The sequence below is a fragment of the Synechococcus elongatus PCC 11801 genome (assembly GCF_003846445.2).
Lineage (GTDB): Bacteria > Cyanobacteriota > Cyanobacteriia > Synechococcales > Synechococcaceae > Synechococcus > Synechococcus elongatus_A.
This window is the reverse complement of the sequence record NZ_CP030139.2, coordinates 2,127,530-2,146,668: the sequence shown is the minus strand read 5'-3', so window position 1 is coordinate 2,146,668 and position 19,139 is coordinate 2,127,530. Positions and strand designations below refer to the sequence as shown.

General features: G+C 55.9%; 21 protein-coding genes. 8 read left to right on the top strand and 13 right to left on the bottom strand.

Translation table 11 applies throughout. The features are described 5' to 3' along the window. The first annotated feature begins 60 nt into the window (after positions 1–60). Positions 61–1,419: a bifunctional UDP-N-acetylglucosamine diphosphorylase/glucosamine-1-phosphate N-acetyltransferase GlmU gene (glmU, locus tag DOP62_RS10695; protein ID WP_208674681.1), complete on the top strand. Its 1,359-nt coding sequence runs from the start codon at positions 61–63 to the stop codon at positions 1,417–1,419. 12 nt (positions 1,420–1,431) lie between these two features. Here glmU and DOP62_RS10690 read toward each other — a convergent pair whose 3' ends face one another. From DOP62_RS10690 to DOP62_RS10670, 5 genes are all read right to left on the bottom strand, one after another. Continuing rightward, positions 1,432–1,938 (bottom strand): potassium channel family protein, encoded by a 507-nt coding sequence (locus tag DOP62_RS10690; RefSeq protein WP_261790097.1) that lies wholly within the window; start codon positions 1,936–1,938, stop codon positions 1,432–1,434. Next, complete coding sequence (locus DOP62_RS10685) at positions 1,920–2,120, bottom strand: hypothetical protein (protein WP_370538789.1); 201 nt, start codon at positions 2,118–2,120, stop codon at positions 1,920–1,922. The genes DOP62_RS10690 and DOP62_RS10685 overlap by 19 nt, the downstream gene beginning before the upstream one ends. Positions 2,121–2,286: 166 nt before the next feature. Then, positions 2,287–2,658, bottom strand: a complete 372-nt coding sequence (locus tag DOP62_RS10680; RefSeq protein ID WP_208674679.1) for a DUF1823 family protein — start codon at positions 2,656–2,658, stop codon at positions 2,287–2,289. A 111-nt stretch (positions 2,659–2,769) separates the two neighbouring features. Beyond that, entirely contained in the window at positions 2,770–3,111 is a 342-nt protein-coding gene (locus DOP62_RS10675) for a carbon dioxide-concentrating mechanism protein CcmK (RefSeq protein WP_011243539.1), read from the bottom strand. A 44-nt stretch (positions 3,112–3,155) separates the two neighbouring features. Beyond that, entirely contained in the window at positions 3,156–3,464 is a 309-nt protein-coding gene (locus DOP62_RS10670; protein WP_011243540.1) for a carbon dioxide-concentrating mechanism protein CcmK, read from the bottom strand. A 77-nt stretch (positions 3,465–3,541) separates the two neighbouring features. On the opposite strand from DOP62_RS10670, the gene dusB reads away from it, so the two are divergent. From dusB to DOP62_RS10650, 4 genes are all read left to right on the top strand, one after another. Beyond that, positions 3,542–4,552: a tRNA dihydrouridine synthase DusB gene (gene dusB / locus DOP62_RS10665; protein WP_208674678.1), complete on the top strand. Its 1,011-nt coding sequence runs from the start codon at positions 3,542–3,544 to the stop codon at positions 4,550–4,552. 187 nt (positions 4,553–4,739) lie between these two features. Next, positions 4,740–6,023, top strand: a complete 1,284-nt coding sequence (gene glyA, locus DOP62_RS10660) for a serine hydroxymethyltransferase (protein WP_208674676.1) — start codon at positions 4,740–4,742, stop codon at positions 6,021–6,023. A 21-nt stretch (positions 6,024–6,044) separates the two neighbouring features. Further along, on the top strand, positions 6,045–7,124 hold the full coding sequence (locus tag DOP62_RS10655; RefSeq protein WP_208674674.1) for a glycosyltransferase family 4 protein: 1,080 nt from the start codon (positions 6,045–6,047) through the stop codon (positions 7,122–7,124). Between the two features lie 3 nt (positions 7,125–7,127). Next, on the top strand, positions 7,128–8,408 hold the full coding sequence (locus tag DOP62_RS10650; protein ID WP_208674672.1) for a competence/damage-inducible protein A: 1,281 nt from the start codon (positions 7,128–7,130) through the stop codon (positions 8,406–8,408). On the opposite strand, the gene DOP62_RS10645 is transcribed toward DOP62_RS10650, so the two are convergent. Continuing rightward, positions 8,405–10,009 (bottom strand): NuoF family protein, encoded by a 1,605-nt coding sequence (locus DOP62_RS10645; RefSeq protein WP_370538788.1) that lies wholly within the window; start codon positions 10,007–10,009, stop codon positions 8,405–8,407. The two genes, DOP62_RS10650 and DOP62_RS10645, sit on opposite strands and share 4 nt — an antisense overlap. Beyond that, positions 10,009–10,506, bottom strand: coding sequence for a bidirectional hydrogenase complex protein HoxE (gene hoxE, locus DOP62_RS10640; RefSeq protein ID WP_208674669.1), 498 nt, complete (start codon positions 10,504–10,506; stop codon positions 10,009–10,011). The genes DOP62_RS10645 and hoxE overlap by 1 nt, the downstream gene beginning before the upstream one ends. Positions 10,507–10,629: 123 nt before the next feature. Between hoxE and ligA the strand changes: the two genes are divergently transcribed. Together ligA and DOP62_RS10630 are read left to right on the top strand one after the other, a co-directional pair. Further along, positions 10,630–12,669 (top strand): NAD-dependent DNA ligase LigA, encoded by a 2,040-nt coding sequence (ligA, locus tag DOP62_RS10635; protein ID WP_208674667.1) that lies wholly within the window; start codon positions 10,630–10,632, stop codon positions 12,667–12,669. Positions 12,670–12,698: 29 nt separating this feature from the next. Next, positions 12,699–14,159 (top strand): FAD-linked oxidase C-terminal domain-containing protein, encoded by a 1,461-nt coding sequence (locus DOP62_RS10630; protein WP_208674665.1) that lies wholly within the window; start codon positions 12,699–12,701, stop codon positions 14,157–14,159. Between the two features lie 4 nt (positions 14,160–14,163). Here DOP62_RS10630 and DOP62_RS10625 read toward each other — a convergent pair whose 3' ends face one another. Genes DOP62_RS10625 through DOP62_RS10600 form a run of 6 tightly spaced genes read right to left on the bottom strand, consistent with a single transcriptional unit; the run spans position 14,164 to position 18,133 of the window. After that, positions 14,164–14,511, bottom strand: coding sequence for a HepT-like ribonuclease domain-containing protein (locus DOP62_RS10625; protein WP_208674664.1), 348 nt, complete (start codon positions 14,509–14,511; stop codon positions 14,164–14,166). After that, on the bottom strand, positions 14,501–14,791 hold the full coding sequence (locus DOP62_RS10620) for a nucleotidyltransferase family protein (RefSeq protein WP_208674663.1): 291 nt from the start codon (positions 14,789–14,791) through the stop codon (positions 14,501–14,503). Before DOP62_RS10620 ends, DOP62_RS10625 begins: the two co-directional genes overlap by 11 nt. Before the next feature lie 34 nt (positions 14,792–14,825). Continuing rightward, the gene (gene coaE, locus DOP62_RS10615) at positions 14,826–15,446 is read right to left on the bottom strand and encodes a dephospho-CoA kinase (protein WP_208674662.1); all 621 of its coding nucleotides are present in this window, start codon (positions 15,444–15,446) and stop codon (positions 14,826–14,828) included. Continuing rightward, positions 15,425–16,219 carry a uroporphyrinogen-III synthase gene (locus DOP62_RS10610; RefSeq protein WP_208674661.1) on the bottom strand — a complete coding sequence of 265 codons (795 nt, stop codon included), beginning with the start codon at positions 16,217–16,219 and terminating at the stop codon, positions 15,425–15,427. Before DOP62_RS10610 ends, coaE begins: the two co-directional genes overlap by 22 nt. Next, entirely contained in the window at positions 16,212–16,943 is a 732-nt protein-coding gene (gene cobA / locus DOP62_RS10605) for a uroporphyrinogen-III C-methyltransferase (protein ID WP_208678291.1), read from the bottom strand. The genes DOP62_RS10610 and cobA overlap by 8 nt, the downstream gene beginning before the upstream one ends. Further along, positions 16,940–18,133 carry a glycosyltransferase gene (locus DOP62_RS10600; protein WP_370538787.1) on the bottom strand — a complete coding sequence of 398 codons (1,194 nt, stop codon included), beginning with the start codon at positions 18,131–18,133 and terminating at the stop codon, positions 16,940–16,942. The genes cobA and DOP62_RS10600 overlap by 4 nt, the downstream gene beginning before the upstream one ends. Before the next feature lie 117 nt (positions 18,134–18,250). Here DOP62_RS10600 and DOP62_RS10595 point away from each other — a divergent pair, with 117 nt between their 5' ends. After that, on the top strand, positions 18,251–19,132 hold the full coding sequence (locus tag DOP62_RS10595; protein ID WP_208674658.1) for an alpha/beta fold hydrolase: 882 nt from the start codon (positions 18,251–18,253) through the stop codon (positions 19,130–19,132). Positions 19,133–19,139 lie beyond the last annotated feature (7 nt).

The following is a 19,139-nucleotide window of genomic DNA, read 5'->3' as shown; positions in this document are numbered from 1 at the left end:
GATATTCTGCCCCTGGATTCTTCCTGTCCTCAGTATTTTGTTCGGAGGCTTTGCTGTCGCATGGTTGCTGTTGCCATCTTGGCTGCGGGCAAAGGAACTCGGATGAAATCGCAGCTGCCGAAGGTGTTGCACCGTCTCGGTAGTCAAACCTTACTCGATCGCGTGTTGGCTAGTCTGGCGCCACTCAACGTCGATCGCTGCTTTGTGATCGTCGGTTATCAGGGCGATCGCGTGCGGGAGTCTTTGGCCCATCGCAGCGATGTTGAATTTGTCGAGCAGACGCAGCAGTTGGGCACCGGTCACGCAGTTCAGCAACTCTTGCCGCACCTGAAGGGCTACCTAGGTGATCTCCTCGTTTTGAACGGTGATGTGCCACTACTGCGGAGCGAAACCCTCGAAGCCTTAGTCTCGGGGCATCAACGCAGTGGTGCTGCAGCGACTCTCCTAACAGCGCAACTGAACCAGCCCAAAGGCTATGGCCGCGTCTTCTGCGATGCGACCAGCCGTGTTTGCGAAATCATTGAAGACCGTGACTGCACACCAGCCCAGCGTCAAAACCCTCGTGTCAATGCTGGTGTCTACTGCTTCCGCTGGCCGGATCTGGAAGCTGTGCTGCCAAAGCTGAGCACTGCCAATGACCAGCAGGAGTATTACTTAACAGAAGCGATCACTTATCTGGATCCGGTGTCAGCCGTTGAAGTGGCGGATAGTCAAGAGATTCTGGGCATCAACGATCGCCTGCAATTAGCCGACTCCTTCCGCATTTTGCAAGAGCGGATTCGTCAGCAATGGATGTTGGCAGGCGTCACACTCGTCGATCCCGCCAGCATCACGATCGATGAAACCGTGCAACTCGGCACAGACGTGGTGATCGAACCCCAGACCCATCTGCGTGGCAATACAGTCATCGGCAACAACTGCACGATCGGTCCCGGCAGCCTGATTACTAACAGTCAGTTGGGCGATGGCGTCACGGTTCAGATGTCGGTGATCAGCGACAGCACGATCGCAGCTAACAGCAAGATTGGTCCCTTTGCACACCTGCGCGGAGCAGCCACGATCGGTGAAGCCTGCCGGATTGGTAACTTTGTCGAAGTTAAGAAATCCACAATCGGCGATCGCACGAATGTTGCTCACCTGTCCTACTTAGGCGATGCCACCTTGGGGCAACGGGTAAACGTCGGCGCTGGTACGATTACCGCTAACTACGATGGTGTAAACAAACACCCAACCGTAATTGGCGATCGCAGCAAAACGGGTGCGAATAGTGTTTTGGTTGCTCCTGTCACGATCGGTCAAGATGTGACGATCGCCGCTGGCTCCACCATCAATAAAGATGTGCCAGATGGGGCTTTGGCGATCGCCCGCAGTCGTCAGACGATCCACGAAAACTGGTCAGCGCCAAAAGCTGACTCATAATTGCCTAGAAAACTACTCAGCCGTTGATTTGTTTTTGCTAATCGCATAGGCAGCGATCGCGGCTGTAATTGAGCTAAAGGTCGCAATTCCGCCCAGCATCAAGGCGATCGCGAGAATTCGGCCTGCCGTGGTAACTGGATAGATATCGCCATAGCCAACCGTAGTAATTGTGACAATCGTCCACCAGAAAGAATCCCAGAGACTATTGACGTTTTCGTTAACATTAACTTCTAGATAGTAGAAACCGAGTGCTGCCGACATCACCACAATTGCTGCCAATGTAGCGATGTAGAGCAGGTAGGTTTTCTCCGCAAAGCGTGCTGAGGCTTCGAGAACAATTCGGAAGCGAACCAGAAAACGGATAAAACGCAGCAATCGTAGCAAACGAACGATGCGAACGATACGGAGTCCCCTCAATGCCTGAAAAAGTAGATCATTGATGGGGATAGAAGCGAGTAGTTCCCACCAGTATTTGCGAAAAAATAGAGTCTTATTCTCGGCTAAAAAAAGCGGACGCAGAATTCAGTGAGAAAAATACAGGCAATGATCGTGTCAGCAACTTGGAGCGCATAGGTCTGCTCAGGCGTATGGGCACTCAAAACCTCGAAGAAGAGCAGGAACACATCAATCAGTGCCAAGCAGACCATGAACAAGTCATCAAGGATGCTCTTGTCCAATGCAGTCTGAAGATTCGCTCTCATGTGAGGCTACCTGACTAATGCGATCGACTCATTTGCGAACTACCACACTCTATAGTCATCACAAGTTATGAGGACTGTATCAATCCTGTGCTTTCTCTGTCTGATAGTCGAGAGGCAGCTATAAGAAACTCAAGATTTGCTGATTGATCTCCCTGATTCAGCGCAGTTAGTGGGCTGCTGCTCCCTGTTGGCGACGATAGGCGAGCAGCCAATTCACGATCGTGGCACGACGGGTTTTACGGGGAATCAATTCGTTGATTGAATAGCCACCAAAGCCCAGCTCTTCCTTCAACAGTTGCTTGTAGGGGGCAGGGATCGATCGTGTCAGTTTCACCGTTGCAGGACGGCTTTCAATAAACTGCGGTGGCTCTGGATAGTCCTGTCGCCACTCCTCTGCGACCGCTGTTACATCCCAACAAGATTGCTGTTCATCCCATACATAGCCCAACGCTTGCCAGACCAAGGCATGAGCCTCTTGATCCGACAGCTGATCATTGAGGATTGCCCAGAGAGTTTCGTCAGTAATGACAACAGACATAGGGATCACTCCTTGCTGCAATGAAACAAAAAAGAGCCGAAACGCGATCGCGGCTCAGCTCTTTTAGGTGAGGAATTCTCAAGTCGCCTGTGAATGGGCAACTTCAATGGTTTAGCGGCGGCCGCTGCCAGTGCCTTCAGCTGAGAGTCGATATTGTTCCACTTCTGGACCGAAGCCGATCGGGAAGACTGCTTCTACGTTTTCGTGCGGGCGAGGAATGATCACCCATGTTTCGAGGGTGCCACCGGGGGTATTTTTTGCGGCTTCAATGCCCGCATCCATCGCCGTTTTAACTTCTGAGACGTCGCCCCGAATGTTGACTGCAAAGCGAGCGCTACCGGCCCGCATGTAGCTCACGATCGTGATTCGGCCAGCTTTGACCATGGCATCAGCTGCCGCCAAGATTGGGGGAAAGCCCTTCGTTTCCAGCGAGCCAATTGCCTGCTGAGACATCTCAAACTCCTTCGCGTCGCAGTGTCGATTGTAAAGTCCGTGGCCTAAGACCGAAAGGGCTCGGATTCAGCCGTGAAGTCGATCGGCATCACCGTTTCCACGTTTTCTTGCGGATTCGGGATGACGATGTAATTGATCAGCTCTGCCCCTTCGGTTTCAGCAACTGCTTTCAACCCTGCTTCGACAGCCGTTTCGACTTCCGAAACGGGTCCCCGCACCGAGACAAAGAATTGGGCACTTTCCGCCAATCCATACTGGGTGATGGTGACCCGAGCCGCTTTGACCATCGCATCTGCCGCCGCGATAATTGGCGGAAATCCGAGGGTTTGAATCGTTCCGACAGCAATTGGCATCAGCAAAAACCCCGATCGCAGCGGGATGGAAGAGCCATCAACTTATTCTATGGGTAGAGTGTGCTTTCCTCACTGCTGTGGCTGAATTTGCCGTTGCTGACCGAGCAATTCCTGCCTATTTACAAACGCCACTGCAAGTCGGTTCTCTGACGCTGCATAGTCGCGTCTTGCAATCGCCGCTGGCGGGCGTCAGCGATCGCAGTTTCCGACAATTGGTACGGCGATCGGCTCCACAGTCCCTCATTTTTGCCGAGATGGCTCACGCGGGACTGCAACTAGAAGGGCGCGATCGCTGGCAATTTCTACCGTCTGAACAACCGATCGGGGCGCAGTTGTTTGGCTATCAACCAGAGGTTTTAGCCGCCGCAGCTCAACAGGCAGAAGCGGCTGGTGCCGTTTGCATTGATCTCAATATGGGCTGCCCCGTCAATAAAGTGACGCGCAAACGGGGTGGGTCGGCTCTATTGCAGGAACCAGAGCTAGCGATCGCGATCGTGCAAGCGGTTGCTGCTGCCGTCAGTATTCCCGTCACGGTCAAAACCCGCTTGGGCTGGGAACAGGTAACGATTCTCGACTTTGCCCGCCAGCTTGAGGACGCGGGTGCGCAACTACTGACCCTCCACGCCCGCAGTCGCAGTCAAGGTTATAGCGGTCAAGCCGATTGGCGCTGGATTGCACGCGTCAAGTCACTACTCTCGATTCCGGTAATCGCCAATGGCGATATCAACTCGCCCGCGGATGCGATCGCCTGTCTCCAGCAAACAAGTGCAGATGGCGTGATGTGCGGGCGTGGCAGCCTCGGGAATCCGGGCTTGGTTGGCGCGATCGATCGCTATCTTCAGACTGGAGCGCTGACACCGGAATTGACGCTTCGCGATCGACTCCAACTGGCACGAGAACATTTGCTGCTGCTCTGGGAGGACAAAGGAGTGGCAGGATTCCTGCAAGCTCGCAAGCACTTAGGTTGGTATCTCGCTGATCAGCCCGACCATCAAGACCTGCGTCAGCAACTGCTACGGAGTGAGGATCTCAGTCAAAGTCTGGCTTTACTGGATGCAGCGATCGCGACTGAGAACCTGCTGGCCTAGCCAACCAGCCCCCTAAGGCTCAGCAGCGAGTAGTCAAAGCCAATCTCCACTTGGAGTTGTCCGAGCAACTCAAGGAAACCAAGCAACCAAGTTAGGATAGAGACTCTGGCAACATCTCGGGGCTGAGGATGGTTTTGTTGCGGCCGATCCCTCTGACCCGCCCACAAGCTTTCCAAGGAATCTGTCCGTGACTGAGACGAACTTTGACTTCCTCGCCCAAAGTGATCCGGCGATCGCGGCCATCATTGGCCGAGAGCTGCAGCGCCAGCAAGAACACCTCGAACTGATCGCCAGCGAAAACTTCGCCTCGCCGGCAGTGATGGCAGCTCAAGGTTCGGTGCTGACCAATAAATACGCGGAAGGTCTGCCTAGCAAGCGCTACTACGGCGGCTGTGAGTTCGTTGACCAAGCGGAAGAACTGGCGATCGAACGCGCGAAAGAACTGTTCGGCGCAGCTCATGCCAATGTCCAGCCTCACAGCGGCGCGCAGGCTAACTTTGCTGTTTTCCTGACACTGCTCCAACCCGGTGACACGTTCTTGGGCATGGATCTGTCCCACGGCGGGCACCTGACCCACGGATCACCGGTCAATGTTTCTGGCAAATGGTTTAACGCCGTTCACTATGGCGTCAATCGCGAAACCGAGCGCCTCGACTACGATGCCATTCGCGAGCTTGCCCTACAGCACCGTCCCAAGCTGATCATCTGCGGTTATTCGGCTTACCCGCGCCAGATTGATTTCGCCAAATTCCGCGAGATTGCTGATGAAGTCGGCGCTTACTTGCTAGCTGACATGGCGCATATCGCTGGTTTGGTCGCAGCTGGTTTGCATCCCAGCCCGATTCCTCATTGCGATGTCGTCACCACAACGACCCACAAAACTCTGCGGGGTCCTCGCGGTGGCTTGATTCTGACTCGCGATGCAGAACTCGGCAAAAAGCTGGATAAATCGGTCTTCCCCGGCACCCAAGGCGGTCCGTTGGAGCATGTGATTGCTGCTAAAGCAGTCGCTTTTGGTGAAGCACTCCGCCCTGAGTTCAAAGTCTACTCAGCGCAGGTGATTGCTAACGCCCAAGCCTTGGCGAAACAACTACAAGAACGCGGCCTCAAGATCGTCTCCGATGGCACCGACAACCACCTCTTGCTGGTGGATCTGCGATCGATTGGCATGACTGGTAAAGTCGCGGACTTGCTGGTTAGCGACGTCAACATCACCGCTAACAAGAACACGGTGCCCTTCGATCCCGAATCGCCGTTTGTCACCAGCGGTATTCGCCTGGGTACGGCAGCGATGACGACTCGGGGCTTCAAGGAAGCAGAATTTGCGATCGTGGCAGATATCATTGCCGATCGCCTGCTCAACCCCGAAGACAGCAGCATGGAAGATAGCTGTCGTCGTCGAGTGCTGGAGCTGTGTGCGCGCTTCCCGCTGTACCCACATCTGTCGCCCGCAACGCCAGTCGCGGTTTAGGCCCTCTATCGTCTTGCCATCATGACAGCCCCGGCTGCGCCTGCTTCGCTGTACCCGTTGTTGGCCTTCTGTGTTTCTGCCTTGGTCGTCGTCCTGACGACACCACTGGTGCGCAGCCTTGGGTTGCAGCAGGGGCTTGTTGATCAACCCGGAGAGCGCAAGGTTCACCATCGACCGATGGTGCGCCTGGGAGGGATCTCAATTTTTCTGGGATCCCTTGCCGCCCTGCTCCTGACTTGGTGGCTGGGCGGTTTCGGTGTTCTGCCTCCCGATCGCGAATACGAAATCTGGGGCGTCACCATTGGCGGCTTGGTCTTCTTCTTAATTGGCCTCGCCGACGACTTTTTCTCGTTGTCGCCAATCACCCGATTGTTAGCGCAATTGGCAGTGGCCTCAGGGGTTTGGCTGGTTGGGGTGCGCATTGACTTGCTGACGATTCCGTTTGTCGGCGGTGTTTACGTCTTGCCGGAATGGCTGAGCTTACCTGTAACAGTGATCTGGCTGGTCGGCATGACCAATGCCATCAACTGGATTGACGGCCTCGATGGACTAGCCGCCGGTGTTTCAGGGATTTCTGCTGTCATTTTGTTGATTGTGGCGCTAGCGGTGCAGCAACCGGCTGCTGCTTTGGTGGCTGCCGCCCTTGCTGGTGGCTGCCTTGGCTTCCTGCGCTACAACTTCAATCCTGCCAAGATTTTCATGGGCGATGGCGGTTCCTACTTCATTGGCTTCACGTTGGCCGGAGTGGGGGTCATTGGGCTGGTCAAGAGCTTGGCAACCGTGGCGGTCTTACTCCCATTCCTGATTTTGGCGGTGCCACTGCTCGACATGGTGACGGTCATTTTCGATCGCCTCCGCAGTGGCCAATCACCGTTCAAAGCCGATAAACGTCACCTGCACCATCGCTTACTCGACGCTGGCTTTTCCCATCGCCGCACTGTCGTCTTGATTTACGGGTTAACGCTCTGCGCTGGGAGCTGGGCACTTGCCTTTGCTAACATCCCCAGCGGTTATGCCTATGCGATCGCATCAACGCTGCTGGTGATTGTTCTGTTTGTACTCTCACGCCGCCGATCGCGCCGTTCTCTCCCTCGGACTTAACTCATGTCGGATCCCCGTTACTGCGCCGAGATTATCAGTGTCGGCACAGAGTTGCTGCTGGGCAACATCCTCAACAGCAATGCTCAGTTTTTAGCCGAAGAGCTCGCGCAACTGGGGATCCCTCACTACTTCCAAACGGTGGTGGGCGACAACCGCGATCGCTTGCAGGCAGCGGTCAAAATTGCGGCCGAGCGATCGGGGCTGCTGATTTTCACGGGCGGTCTAGGGCCAACCCCAGATGACCTGACCACCGAGACTTTAGCTGCTTGTTTCGATACGCCCTTGGCTGAGCGTCCCGAGGTGATCGCTGATATTGAAGCCAAGTTTGCGCGGCGCGGGCGGGTCTTGACCGATAACAACCGCAAGCAAGCCCTGTTACCTGTGGGGGCAGAACTGCTGCCCAATCCCAGCGGCACCGCCCCCGGCATGATTTGGTCGCCGCGATCGGGCCTGACGCTGATGACCTTTCCGGGGGTACCGGCAGAAATGCGCCGGATGTGGGCAGAAACAGCAGTCCCATGGCTCCATCAAAACGGTTGGTGTCGCTCAATCCTTGTTAGTCGGCTGCTGCGATTTTGGGGCATTTCCGAGTCGGCTCTGGCCGAAAAGGTAGCGCCCTTTTTTGACCTTCAAAATCCAACGGTTGCTCCCTACGCCAACAACGGCGAAGTGAAGCTGCGGATCACGGCGGCAGCCACTTCCGAGGCGGAGGGACAAGCCTTAATTGCTCCGATCGAACAAGAACTGCGGGCGATCGCAGGCAGGGATTGCTACGGTGCCGACAGCGATAGCTTGGCCTCGGTGGTGGGTAAGATTTTGCGCGATCGCGGTCAGACTTTGTCAGTCGCCGAATCCTGTACGGGCGGCGGTCTCGGTCAGCTGATCACCACCATTCCCGGTAGCTCTCAATGGTTTTGGGGTGGTGCGATCGCCTACGACAACCGCGTCAAACAATCGCTCCTCAACGTCTCGGCAGGAACTTTGGCTGAATCTGGTGCAGTTAGTGCAGCGGTTGCAGAGCAGATGGCGATCGGCATTCAACAGCGCTTAGGGACGACCTGGGGCATCTCGATTACCGGCATTGCAGGACCGGATGGTGGCACAGAAACCAAGCCTGTCGGGTTGGTCTATATCGGCATTGCAGGGCCATCGGGCTGCTTCAGCGTGGAGCGGCGTTGGGGTGCGGAGCGTGGACGGGACTGGGTGCGGCGACTGAGCGCAGGCGATGCACTCGATCAACTGCGGCGATCGCTGCTCACTGAAGACTCATCCCGGCTCGACTAGCGAGTTGGCGCGATCGCCCGATCGGGGATTAGCCGCGACTCATACTCGTGGCGGAACCAGCGCAGCGTACTGAGAACCGGATTGGGAGCGGAGATACCCAAGCCGCAGAGGCTGGTGTCTTTGACGAGGAGGCAGAGGTCTTCCAACTTTTGCAGATCAAGCGCCGTCGCTCGTCCCTCCGCGATCGCACCCAATAGTTCGTGCAGCTGCACCGTCCCGGCTCGGCAGGGAATGCACTTGCCACAGCTTTCAGAACGGCAAAACTCCATATAGAAGCGGGCGATCGCCACCATATCGGTGTGCTCGTCCATCACCACCATGCCCCCGGAACCCATCATTGATCCCAGTTGTACGAGTGAGTCGTAGTCGACCGGCGTATCCAGTTGGGCGAGGGGAATACAGCCGCCGGAAGGGCCACCCGTTTGTACGGCTTTGACGGGACTTTCGGGAATGCCCATGCCGTCGACAATCTGCCGCAGCGGAATGCCCATGGGCACTTCAATCAGGCCGTTATTGCGTAGCTTTCCGGTCAACGCAAAGACTTTCGTGCCCTTGCTCATCGGAGTCCCGATCGCCGCAAACCAGTCTGCACCTTGCTCCACGATCGGGGCAATGTTGGCGAAGGTCTCGACGTTGTTGATCAGTGTCGGGCAACCCCAGAGTCCGGATTCAGCGGGATAGGGCGGCCGTACCCGAGGCACCCCACGTTCTCCCTGAATCGAGTGGATGAGTGCCGTTTCTTCGCCGCAGACAAACGCTCCTGCTCCAATCCGCACTTCTAGATCAAAGCTGAAGCGACTATCCAACACGCTGCTGCCCAGCAAGCCATGGCGGCGAGCTTGGCGAATCGCTTGATTGAGCCGTGCGATCGCCAGCGGATATTCCGCCCGCACGTAGAGATAGCCAAAGTTCGCACCTACTGCGTAGGCCGCGATCGCCATACCCTCAATCACTTGGTGGGGATCGCTTTCCAGCACGCTGCGATCCATGAAGGCACCGGGATCACCCTCATCGCCGTTGCAAACGACAAACTTGCGATCGCCCGGCATTTTGGCAACGGTCGCCCACTTCAAGCCTGTGGGATAGCCTCCGCCGCCGCGCCCCCGTAATCCACTCAGCCGGATGATCTCCACAACCTCAGCGGGTGTCAGGTCAAAGATGGCGTGCATCAAAGCACGATAGCCACCCGCTGCCAGATAACTCTCAAGGCGATCGGGGTCGAGCAAACCGCTGTGGCGATTAACGATTTTCAGTTGCTGACTGAAGAAGGGCTGAGTTTGATCAACTTCAGGTAAATCCGTCGTTTCCCCTTGAGCCGCCGCGATGAGATCCGCTGCTTGGTCAGGACGGAGGTCACTGTAGAGGCGATCGCTGGGATCGCATTGCACTAGAGGGCCAGCCCCACATAAACCCAAGCAACCGACGCTAACTGCCTCGCAGCGATCGCCCAAATTTTGATCCGCGATCGTTTGCTGAACAGCCTTGAAAACAGCCTCAGCCCCATTGGCACGACAGCCCGTAGCCGTACAACAGCGCAGACGAATCGGCTTCTGGCGAGTCAGTTCCTCATTGGCCAAGCGCCCCAAATCTTCCCAATCCATTAGTGCGCCTCCTGCTGCCAAGCTTGGACTTGTTGCCAGACCGCTTCAGATTCTTGGCGGCCTTGAATATCACCGTCATAGACCACGACGGGAGCGATTCCGCAGGCCCCGACACAGCGCACCGTCCCGAGGGAAATCGCGCCATCGCCAGTTGTTTTGCCTTCGCGAATGCCCAACTCCACTATCAGGCGATCGAGAATGGCCTGCGACCCTTTGACATAGCAGGCAGTGCCTAGGCAGACATCGCAGCGATGCCGTCCCGAGGGGTTGAGCTGAAACAGGTGATAGAAGCTGGCAACGCCATAGACAGTGCTGCGGGGTAAAGCCAATTGCTGCGCCACCCAGTGCAATAGTTCGCGATCGAGGTAGCCGTAGAGCGATTGTGCCTCGTGCAAAATCTCAATCAGCGCATCGGCCTTGGCCCCTTGGCGTTTAATCGCCAACTCCAGACGGCGGCGGCGCGGGTCGACAGTGGGTTTTGTTGCAGAAGTCGCCATGGGCTTAGCTCAGCGTCCTTGTCTTCTGCATAGCCTCGCGATCGCTAAATTGGCTCAGCCTTTAGAGATTTCCCCGTTTTAGGTGGGAGCGAGATACTGAACGAGGGATACCGATAGCCAGCCATGACCGCTTCTGAGACGACCACTCCTGCCACGGCGATCGCCCAGCGAGCCAGCGAGTTACGGCAGCTGTTGCAGCAGGCTAGCTACGCCTACTACATTCTCGATCAGCCGGTGATGGAAGACTCGGTCTACGACCGGCTCTACCGCGAACTGCAGGATCTTGAACAGCAGCATCCCGACCTGATCACTTCTGACAGCCCCACCCAACGCGTGGGCGAGCAGCCTGCTACTGGCTTTGAAAGTGTTCAGCACCGCGTGCCGCTCTACAGCCTTGAAAATGCTTTCAATGCGGAAGAACTGGAGTCTTGGGATCAGCGCTGGCGCAAACTCGCGCCTGACATTCCGGCTGATGCTGGCTATGTCTGCGAACTGAAAATCGATGGGGCCGCGATCGCCCTCAGCTATAAAAACGGCCTGTTGGTGCGCGGTGCGACTCGGGGCGATGGGACTCGCGGCGAGGAAATTACGGCGAATCTGCGCACGATCAAAAGCATTCCGCTGCGGCTCCAAACCGACCAACCGCCAGAGTGGCTAGAAGTGCGGGGCGAAGCCTTCCTATCGCTGACGCGCTTTGAGCAGATCAACACGGAACGAGAGCAACGTAGCGAAGCCTTGTTTGCGAATCCTCGGAACGCCGCTGCGGGTACCTTGCGGCAACTAGATCCTCGCGTTGTCGCTGAGCGTCAGCTCGACTTTTTTGCCTACACCCTGCATGGCCCCGATGGCTGGGGCGATCTTGACCAAGCGGAAAGTCTCGATCGCCTCCAAAGTTTGGGCTTTCGAGTCGAACCACACCGCCAAATTTGTTCGACATTGGCGGCAGTTGAGCAATACTTCAGCGATTGGGATGCCCGCCGCCGTGACCTGCCCTACTTAACCGATGGAGTGGTGGTCAAATTGCAGTCGCGCCGCCTGCAAGACGAACTGGGCTTCACTCAGAAATTCCCGCGCTGGGCGATCGCTCTCAAATATCCTGCTGACGAAGCACCAACCCAACTGCAGCGCGTCACCGTTCAAGTTGGGCGAACGGGAGCGCTAACACCCGTTGCAGAATTTACCCCCGTTTCTCTGGCGGGAACCACCGTCAGCCGAGCCACCCTCCACAATGCCGATCGCTTGCGGGAACTCGATTTGCATATTGGCGACACGATCGTGGTGCGTAAAGCCGGCGAAATCATCCCCGAAGTCGTGCGCGTTCTCACCGATTTGCGACCTGCTACTGCTCAGCGAGTCAGCCTGCCCGACCACTGTCCTGAATGTGGCCAACCTGTCAGTCGAGCGGAAGATGAAGCAGTCACCCGCTGCGTAAACTCAACCTGTCCCGCGATCGTGCGGGGAGCGCTGACGCATTGGGCGAGCCGCGATGCCCTCGATATCGAAGGTTTGGGCGAAAAGCTAGTCGATCAGCTGGTTAGTAGAGGGTTGGTGAATGCGATCGCTGATCTCTACCGTCTCGATGTACCACTGCTGGCGAGTCTGGAGCGCTTTGGCGAAAAGTCTGCGCAGAACTTAGTGCAGGCGATCGACAAGTCGCGCCAGCAACCTTGGTCACGGGTACTCTATGGCCTGGGCATCCGTCATGTGGGCGCGGTGAATGCCAAAAATCTGGCAGCAGCTTTCACCTCGGTTGAGGCTCTTGCGCAAGCAACACCTGAGGAATTAGCGGCGGTCTACGGGATTGGCAGCGAGATCGCTGATGCTGTGCATCAGTGGTTCGCCATTGGAGTGAATCAAGACCTTGTGGCTGCTCTGGAACAAGCCGGACTGCAACTGCAAGGTGAAGCAGCCAGCCTGCGATCGCAGGCATTAGCAGGTCAAACTTTCGTCCTAACGGGCACGCTGCCCCACCTCAGTCGAAATGAAGCCAAAGCGTTGATTGAAGCAGCAGGCGGCAAAGTCTCAGGCTCCGTCAGTAAGAAGACCAGCTACGTCGTCGCCGGTGCAGAAGCAGGGAGCAAGTTGGAGAAGGCGATCGCTCTCGGGATTCCGCAATTAGACGAAACACAACTACTAGACTTGCTCGCCCAAGCAGAGGGGTAGCATAGGCAACAGTTTGTCTAGCCACCAGCATGACCGCCGTTGCCGCTCCCAATTGGACTGCGATCGCTCAAGCCTTTCGTGAGGCCTTGGGGCGAGAGCAAGTCGTTGAGCGGCGCGAAGAATTACTCGTCTACGAATGCGATGGTCTGACAAATCATCGCCAACTGCCGCCCTTGGTGGTGTTGCCACGCAGTACTGAAGAAGTGGCGACCGCTGTGCGCCTTTGCAATCAATTCAATCTGTCGTTTGTGGCGCGGGGAGCAGGCACAGGGCTTTCGGGCGGTGCGCTACCCGTGGAAGATTCGGTGCTAATTGTGACGGCACGGATGCGCCAAATTCTCGAAATTGACTACGATAATCAGCGCGTTCGTGTTCAACCCGGCGTGATCAATAGTTGGGTGACGCAAGCGACAACAGGGGCTGGTTTTTTCTATGCACCTGATCCCTCCAGTCAAAGCGTTTGCTCGATTGGCGGCAATGTGGCTGAAAACTCCGGCGGAGTGCACTGCCTCAAGCATGGCGTCACCAATAACCACGTCTTAGGACTGACACTCGTCCTGCCGGATGCTTCGGTCATTCAGGTGGGTGGCGCGATCGCTGATCTGCCCGGCTACGATCTTTGCGGCATTTTCGTCGGCTCAGAAGGCACCCTCGGAATCGCCACTGAAGTGACGCTGCGGCTGCAACCTTTGCCGCAATCTGTTCAAGTTCTCCTCGCAGATTTCAGTAGTATCGAAGCGGCTGGAGCTGCCGTTTCAGGAATCATCGCTGCAGGCATTTTGCCGGCTGGTCTGGAGCTAATGGATAACTTCAGCATCAATGCCGTTGAAGACGTGGTGAAAAGCGATTGCTATCCCCGCGATGCAGCAGCAATCTTGTTAGCGGAATTGGATGGGCGCGCTTCAGAAGTTGAGCAACAAATCCGCGATGTGGAAGCGGTTTGCCGACAACATGGAGCCCGATCGATCGCGATCGCAACTGATGCTGAAGATCGGCTGCGACTCTGGAAAGGACGCAAAGCAGCCTTCGCCGCCGTCGGACGGATTAGCCCAAGTTACTACGTGCAAGATGGCGTGATTCCGCGATCGACGCTGCCGTTTGTATTGCATGAAATTGAGCAGTTAGGCCAACAACATGGCTACCGTGTCGCCAATGTGTTTCATGCTGGCGATGGTAATTTGCACCCGCTGATTCTCTACGATCGCAATGATCCAGGGGCTTTGGAAAGAGTGGAAGCTTTGGGTGGCGAAATCCTCAAGCTCTGTGTGAAAGTCGGCGGTAGTATCTCGGGCGAACATGGCATCGGTGCTGACAAACGCTGCTATATGCCGGCCATGTTCAACCCCGAAGATTTAGAAACGATGCAGTGGCTCCGCCATGCCTTCGATCCTCTCGAACGCGCGAATCCCACCAAAGTTTTCCCAACCCCCCGCACCTGCGGCGAACGCGGATCAGTCACAACAATTCCTACTGGTGTTGAACTCTACTAGGGAATCAGTCTATTAACTTTGCCTTCAACTGCTGGAGCGGAGTGATCAATGGTTGCAAATTCCTTTGAACAGTAGACCAAGTAATCCTGAGATTCACTCGAAAATATTCATGAGCCACAATGTTTCGCATATCACTCATCAGTCGCCAAGGAATCTCAGGTGCTAAAGCCTGAATATCATTTGATATGTTGTTGGCTGCCTCACCAATAACAATTAAGTCGTAGAGTACAGCCTTGATGAGGATCTCATCTTGGCAAAACTGCTCAAAGCTTAAGCTTCTAGTCTTACCTTGAATGCTTTGAATGGCATCAAGAATATCTTGAATCCTAGCCAGATCTGATCTAGAAGACATGAATTAGATCATCTAAGATAGGTTGTCTAGCATGCTCCTTTAAAGCCTCAACTGTACCTAGATCAACAGAAGCATCCAATATTTTTTCCAAGTAATGCTTGATCTGAAAAAACTCAAAGAATCCAATTGAGTTATCTAATTCAACCAAAATATCAATGTCGCTTTTTGAATTGGCTTGATCCCGTGCAACTGAGCCAAAGAGGCTCAGTGACTTAACTCCGAGGTTCAACAGCTCTATCTGATGTGACTTGACTAATGTAACTGCTTCTGATCGCTTCATTGACTCTAATAGAAATCTGCAAAAAGTTTTAGATTTAATCGAACGATTTTTCTAAGACTTGATCAACCTGTTGAAAAGTAAAAGTACGATCGCGGCTGTTATCAATCACGATATCGGCTTGCTCACACTTTTGGGTTAACGGCCATTGGGCTGCAAGGCGTTGTTCGGCTGCTGTGAGTGATAGGCGATCGCGCTGAATTAAGCGATCGCGTTGTTGCTCGGGTGGACAAGCCACCACCCAAATTTCCTGCACCCAAGCTTGAAGGCCAGCTTCGAACAAAAGCGGAATGACCATCACTACCGTTGGTGCCGTCGCAAGCTGTGCCAGATCTCGTTCAAAGCAAGCGCGGATCGCAGGATGAGTTTGCTGTTCTAGCCACTGCCGTTCAGCCGGATCGGCAAAGATGATTGCCCCTAGTTTTTGGCGATCGAGTTGACCGTCTGCCAGCAAAATCGATGCCCCATAGCGATCGCGAATCGCTTGGAGAACCGGCGAGCCAACAGCCACAACCTCACGGGCATAGCGATCGGCATCCAGAATCGGTAGCTGATAGCGATCGCGCAGATAGTCCGCGACGGTCGATTTGCCGGTGGCAATTCCTCCGGTTAAACCAATGCGTCGCTGAGCGGGGTTCAGGTGGTTTGGCGCGCCCATTGTTCGATCGCTAGGAGCAAGCCATCCAAGGTATATTCCTGGGCCTCAACTTCAACTCGTCCTAGCAGTTCCTGACAGGTGATTGAGGTTTGGGGGCCAATGGAAGCGATCGCCACACCCGAGATGCGGGCTGACCAGTCAGCGCCAAGATTCGACTCCATCAGCTGACAAAAGTTACGCACTGTTTTGGAGCTGGTGAAGCTAATCAAGTTCAAATGCGCCTGCCGCAAGGCAATCAATGCATCATCAGGAATCTGGCTAGGACACCGCGACTCATAAGCTGGGACTTCCGTCACGATCGCACCCTGAGCTTGCAGTGCTTGGGTAATTTGCTCACGTCCGCCGGTTTCAACTCGAGGGAAGAGCAGCTTTTGACCGGTGACGGGCTGAGGGAAATGCTCGACCAATGACTCAGCGACAAACTCCGGCGGCACATAGTCTGTCTTACCGCCCTGAGCAGTCAATACTTGAGCCGTTTTCTGGCCGACAACGGCGATCGAGCAGGGAACATCGCTCCATGTTTTTTGCTGCGCCGCTAACCGCTCTTGAACTGCTTCAACGGCATTCGCTGAGGCCAAAATCAACCAGTTGAAGTCAGCGATCGCGGCGATCGCCTCATCGAGGGGCTGCCAAGAGCTGGGTGGCCCGATTTCTAGGGTCGGCATCTCGATCACAGCTGCACCGGCAGCTCGCAACTGTGCAGCGAACATCGAGGATTGCCCCGCTGCCCGTGTCGTCAAAATGGTTTTACCGATCAGCGGCTGCTCAGCCATCGCAACGGTAGTGCGCCCAGTACTTTCGCAACCGTACCACCTCGCCAATCACAATCACGCAAGGCGATAACGGGCGATCGCCCCACTGTTGGGCTATGCGGCTGAGACTGCCTTCCAAGACAGTCTGTTGCGGATGTCCCGCCCACTGAATCAGCGCCACGGAACTATCCGGCGATCGCCCATGACGAATCAGCTCGTGGCTAATCGTCAGCAGGTGGCGGCTGCCCATCAGCAGGATCAGCGTTTCCAGTTGCGCCAGTGCTTCCCAGTTGAGGGCGTCCGGTTCATGGACGGTGTAGACGGCAAATCCACGACTCAGTACCGGATCGGTAATAGGGATGCCCGCCAGCAATGGAGCGGCCAAGGCAGTCGATAGTCCTGGCAAGACGGCATAATCACAGCCCGATCGCTCCAGCGCATCTAACTCACTGGTGGCACGGCCAAAGACGAAGGGATCGCCACTCTTGAGGCGAATCACTCTGCGTCCTCGTTGACAGTGCTGAACCAGCAACTGATTGATAGCCGCTTGGGGTGTACTCTCTGCACCACCCCGCTTGCCCACGGCAATGCGATCGCAATTGGCTGGCACTAAGTCGAGGATTCGGGGGTCGATCAGCGCGTCGTAGATCAGTACCTCTGCCGACTGCAGACATTGCTGTGCCTGCACCGTCAGATATTCGGGGTCACCCGGCCCAGCACCGACTAGATAAACTTTGCCTGTCACAGCCGAATTCCCATGGCTTGCAGCCGCAGTGCTAGTCGTTGTGCCTCTGGTGAGCCCTGTTGCTCATAGCCCGCGATCGCCTGCCGGAAAGCTTCGTAACTAGCTTCCAGTTGCCCGACTTGGAAGAGGACGGCGCCCAGATTTTGGTAAAGGCTGGGATCGTTGGGATCGAGCTGAAGTGCCTGCTGATAGGCCGCGATCGCCTCGGGATAGTTGCTGATCGCTCGCGCAGCCAAGCCCCAAGCCGTGAGAGCAACCGTGGCACTGGGAGCCGCTGCCACAGCCTGACGTGCAGCATCGTAGGCCAGCCCCACCTGCCCGCGATCGCGGTAGAGATGCGAGAGGTTAACCCAAGCACCGAGTTTGTGAATTGCATCAACCGGCTCTTGCAGCGCTGCTTGATAGCGATCGATCGCTGCATCCACATCGCCTTGCCGCCGTTCCAGTAGCGCTAGGTGATAGAGCAACTCATAGCGAACCGCCGGTTCTGGACGTCCTTGCTTCAGCCCTTGTTTGAGCCAGCGTTGCGCCGCTTTCAAATCTCCTTCTTGGACGAGTAGTCCACCCAGTTTGCTGCAGAGATAGGCATCCTCAGGATGATCAGCCAGCCACGTTTCAAGGCTTCGGCGCATCCGCTCAGCAGTGCCGCGTTGTTGCAGGCGATCGCGGCCATAGCCGTAGTGCCGAATCACTGGTGTCGGCCAAGCCGTAACCCGCCAGTTAGGGTCCTGCTGTTGCAGGGCAAGGAGGCTATCGTCGACCAGCTCGTGATAGGGCCGCTGAAAACGAATTTCGGGTCGATTGCGAAATAGGCGTGACAGCCGCGAGTAGGGCACCTGTCCCGCTTGGGTTTCTTCGCGCAGGACGGTAAAAGCTAGGGCTTCGGGTTGATCCAGTTGCGATCGCAGTTCTGTCCAAGCCTCAGGGATTAATTCCTCATCAGCATCCAGCACCAGAATCCAATCGCCAGTTGCTGCTGCGATCGCCTGATTTCTTGCTGCGGAAAAGTCGTCTGCCCAATCCGTATGAAGGAGGTTAGCTCCGGCTTCAGTGGCAATGTCGGGCGTGCGATCGCGGGAACCCGTATCCAACACGATCAACTCGTCTACTTGGTCTTTTACCGAAGCCAGACAGCGGGGCAGCAATTCCGCCTCGTCGCGAACGATCATGCAGAGGCTGACGTTGGCCATTGCCCCTCCGAGGAACATCTAGGATTACCTTACGGTGAGATGCGAAGCGACTCCAACCCTACACAGGTTGCGATCGCGAACTCACAGGAATCTCGTGGTGAAGGAGTCCCCAAGCGAATGGCAGTCTGGCAGTGGCGAGGACAGACGATTCGCTATCAGCAATTCGGCAGTCAGGGAACACCGGTACTGCTCATTCATGGCTTTGGGGCCAGCAGTGACCACTGGCGGCAGAACAGTCCAGTTTTGGCCGAACAACAACGGGTCTTTGCGATCGACCTGCTCGGCTTTGGAGGTTCTGCCAAACCGCAGCCCAGTGAAGACTTACCCTATCGGTTTGAAACATGGTCAGCACTGGTTCGCGACTTTATCCGCGAGGTAATCGGAGAGCCCGCTGATTTAGTGGGCAACTCAATCGGCTGTGTGGTGGCGCTGCAAGCCGCCGTGGATGAGCCGTCTTTGGTGCGATCGCTGGCACTTCTGGACTGCTCCCTACGGCTGCTCCACGAGCGTTATCTGGCGCAATCTGCTTGGCCACGCCGTTTTGGGGTACCGATCTTCCAACAGCTCTTAGCATGGAAGCCGTTTGGGGGCTTTTTCTTCCAACGCTTGGCCCAGCCGCGATCGCTGCGACGGATTTTGCAGCAGGCTTACGCCGATAAATCTGCCGTCACAGATGAACTGATCGAGCTGTTACTAGCTCCCGCCCGCGATCCGGGCGCAGTGGATGTCTTTCTGGCATTCGTCACCTACTCCCAAGGGCCGCTCCCGCAAGATTTACTGCCGCTAGTCACTTGCCCAACTTTGATTCTCTGGGGAGAGGCCGATCCGTGGGAACCGATCGCCCAAGGACGGGAACTGGCCAACTATCCCGCTGTGAGCGAATTTGTGGCGCTGCCGGGCGTCGGGCATTGTCCGATGGATGAAGCCCCCGATCAGGTCAATCCGATCCTGCAACGCTGGTTGCAAACGACAGCGAACCCAGCCCCCGCGATTTCCTAACTCAACT

Bases quoted from the DNA above. Each gene is read 5' to 3' on its own strand.
- ligA (WP_208674667.1), top strand. From the start codon at position 10,630: ATGACCGCTTCTGAGACGACCACTCCTGCCACGGCGATCGCCCAGCGA.
- DOP62_RS10595 (WP_208674658.1), top strand. From the start codon at position 18,251: ATGGCAGTCTGGCAGTGGCGAGGACAGACGATTCGCTATCAGCAATTC.
- DOP62_RS10645 (WP_370538788.1), bottom strand. From the start codon at position 10,009: ATGGATTGGGAAGATTTGGGGCGCTTGGCCAATGAGGAACTGACTCGC.
- glmU (WP_208674681.1), top strand. From the start codon at position 61: ATGGTTGCTGTTGCCATCTTGGCTGCGGGCAAAGGAACTCGGATGAAA.
- DOP62_RS10680 (WP_208674679.1), bottom strand. From the start codon at position 2,658: ATGTCTGTTGTCATTACTGACGAAACTCTCTGGGCAATCCTCAATGAT.
- DOP62_RS10620 (WP_208674663.1), bottom strand. From the start codon at position 14,791: ATGAAGCGATCAGAAGCAGTTACATTAGTCAAGTCACATCAGATAGAG.
- DOP62_RS10650 (WP_208674672.1), top strand. From the start codon at position 7,128: ATGTCGGATCCCCGTTACTGCGCCGAGATTATCAGTGTCGGCACAGAG.
- DOP62_RS10610 (WP_208674661.1), bottom strand. From the start codon at position 16,219: ATGGCTGAGCAGCCGCTGATCGGTAAAACCATTTTGACGACACGGGCA.
- DOP62_RS10630 (WP_208674665.1), top strand. From the start codon at position 12,699: ATGACCGCCGTTGCCGCTCCCAATTGGACTGCGATCGCTCAAGCCTTT.
- DOP62_RS10625 (WP_208674664.1), bottom strand. From the start codon at position 14,511: ATGTCTTCTAGATCAGATCTGGCTAGGATTCAAGATATTCTTGATGCC.
- DOP62_RS10655 (WP_208674674.1), top strand. From the start codon at position 6,045: ATGACAGCCCCGGCTGCGCCTGCTTCGCTGTACCCGTTGTTGGCCTTC.
- DOP62_RS10675 (WP_011243539.1), bottom strand. From the start codon at position 3,111: ATGTCTCAGCAGGCAATTGGCTCGCTGGAAACGAAGGGCTTTCCCCCA.
- DOP62_RS10670 (WP_011243540.1), bottom strand. From the start codon at position 3,464: ATGCCAATTGCTGTCGGAACGATTCAAACCCTCGGATTTCCGCCAATT.
- DOP62_RS10685 (WP_370538789.1), bottom strand. From the start codon at position 2,120: ATGAGAGCGAATCTTCAGACTGCATTGGACAAGAGCATCCTTGATGAC.
- DOP62_RS10600 (WP_370538787.1), bottom strand. From the start codon at position 18,133: ATGGCCAACGTCAGCCTCTGCATGATCGTTCGCGACGAGGCGGAATTG.
- hoxE (WP_208674669.1), bottom strand. From the start codon at position 10,506: ATGGCGACTTCTGCAACAAAACCCACTGTCGACCCGCGCCGCCGCCGT.
- coaE (WP_208674662.1), bottom strand. From the start codon at position 15,446: ATGGGCGCGCCAAACCACCTGAACCCCGCTCAGCGACGCATTGGTTTA.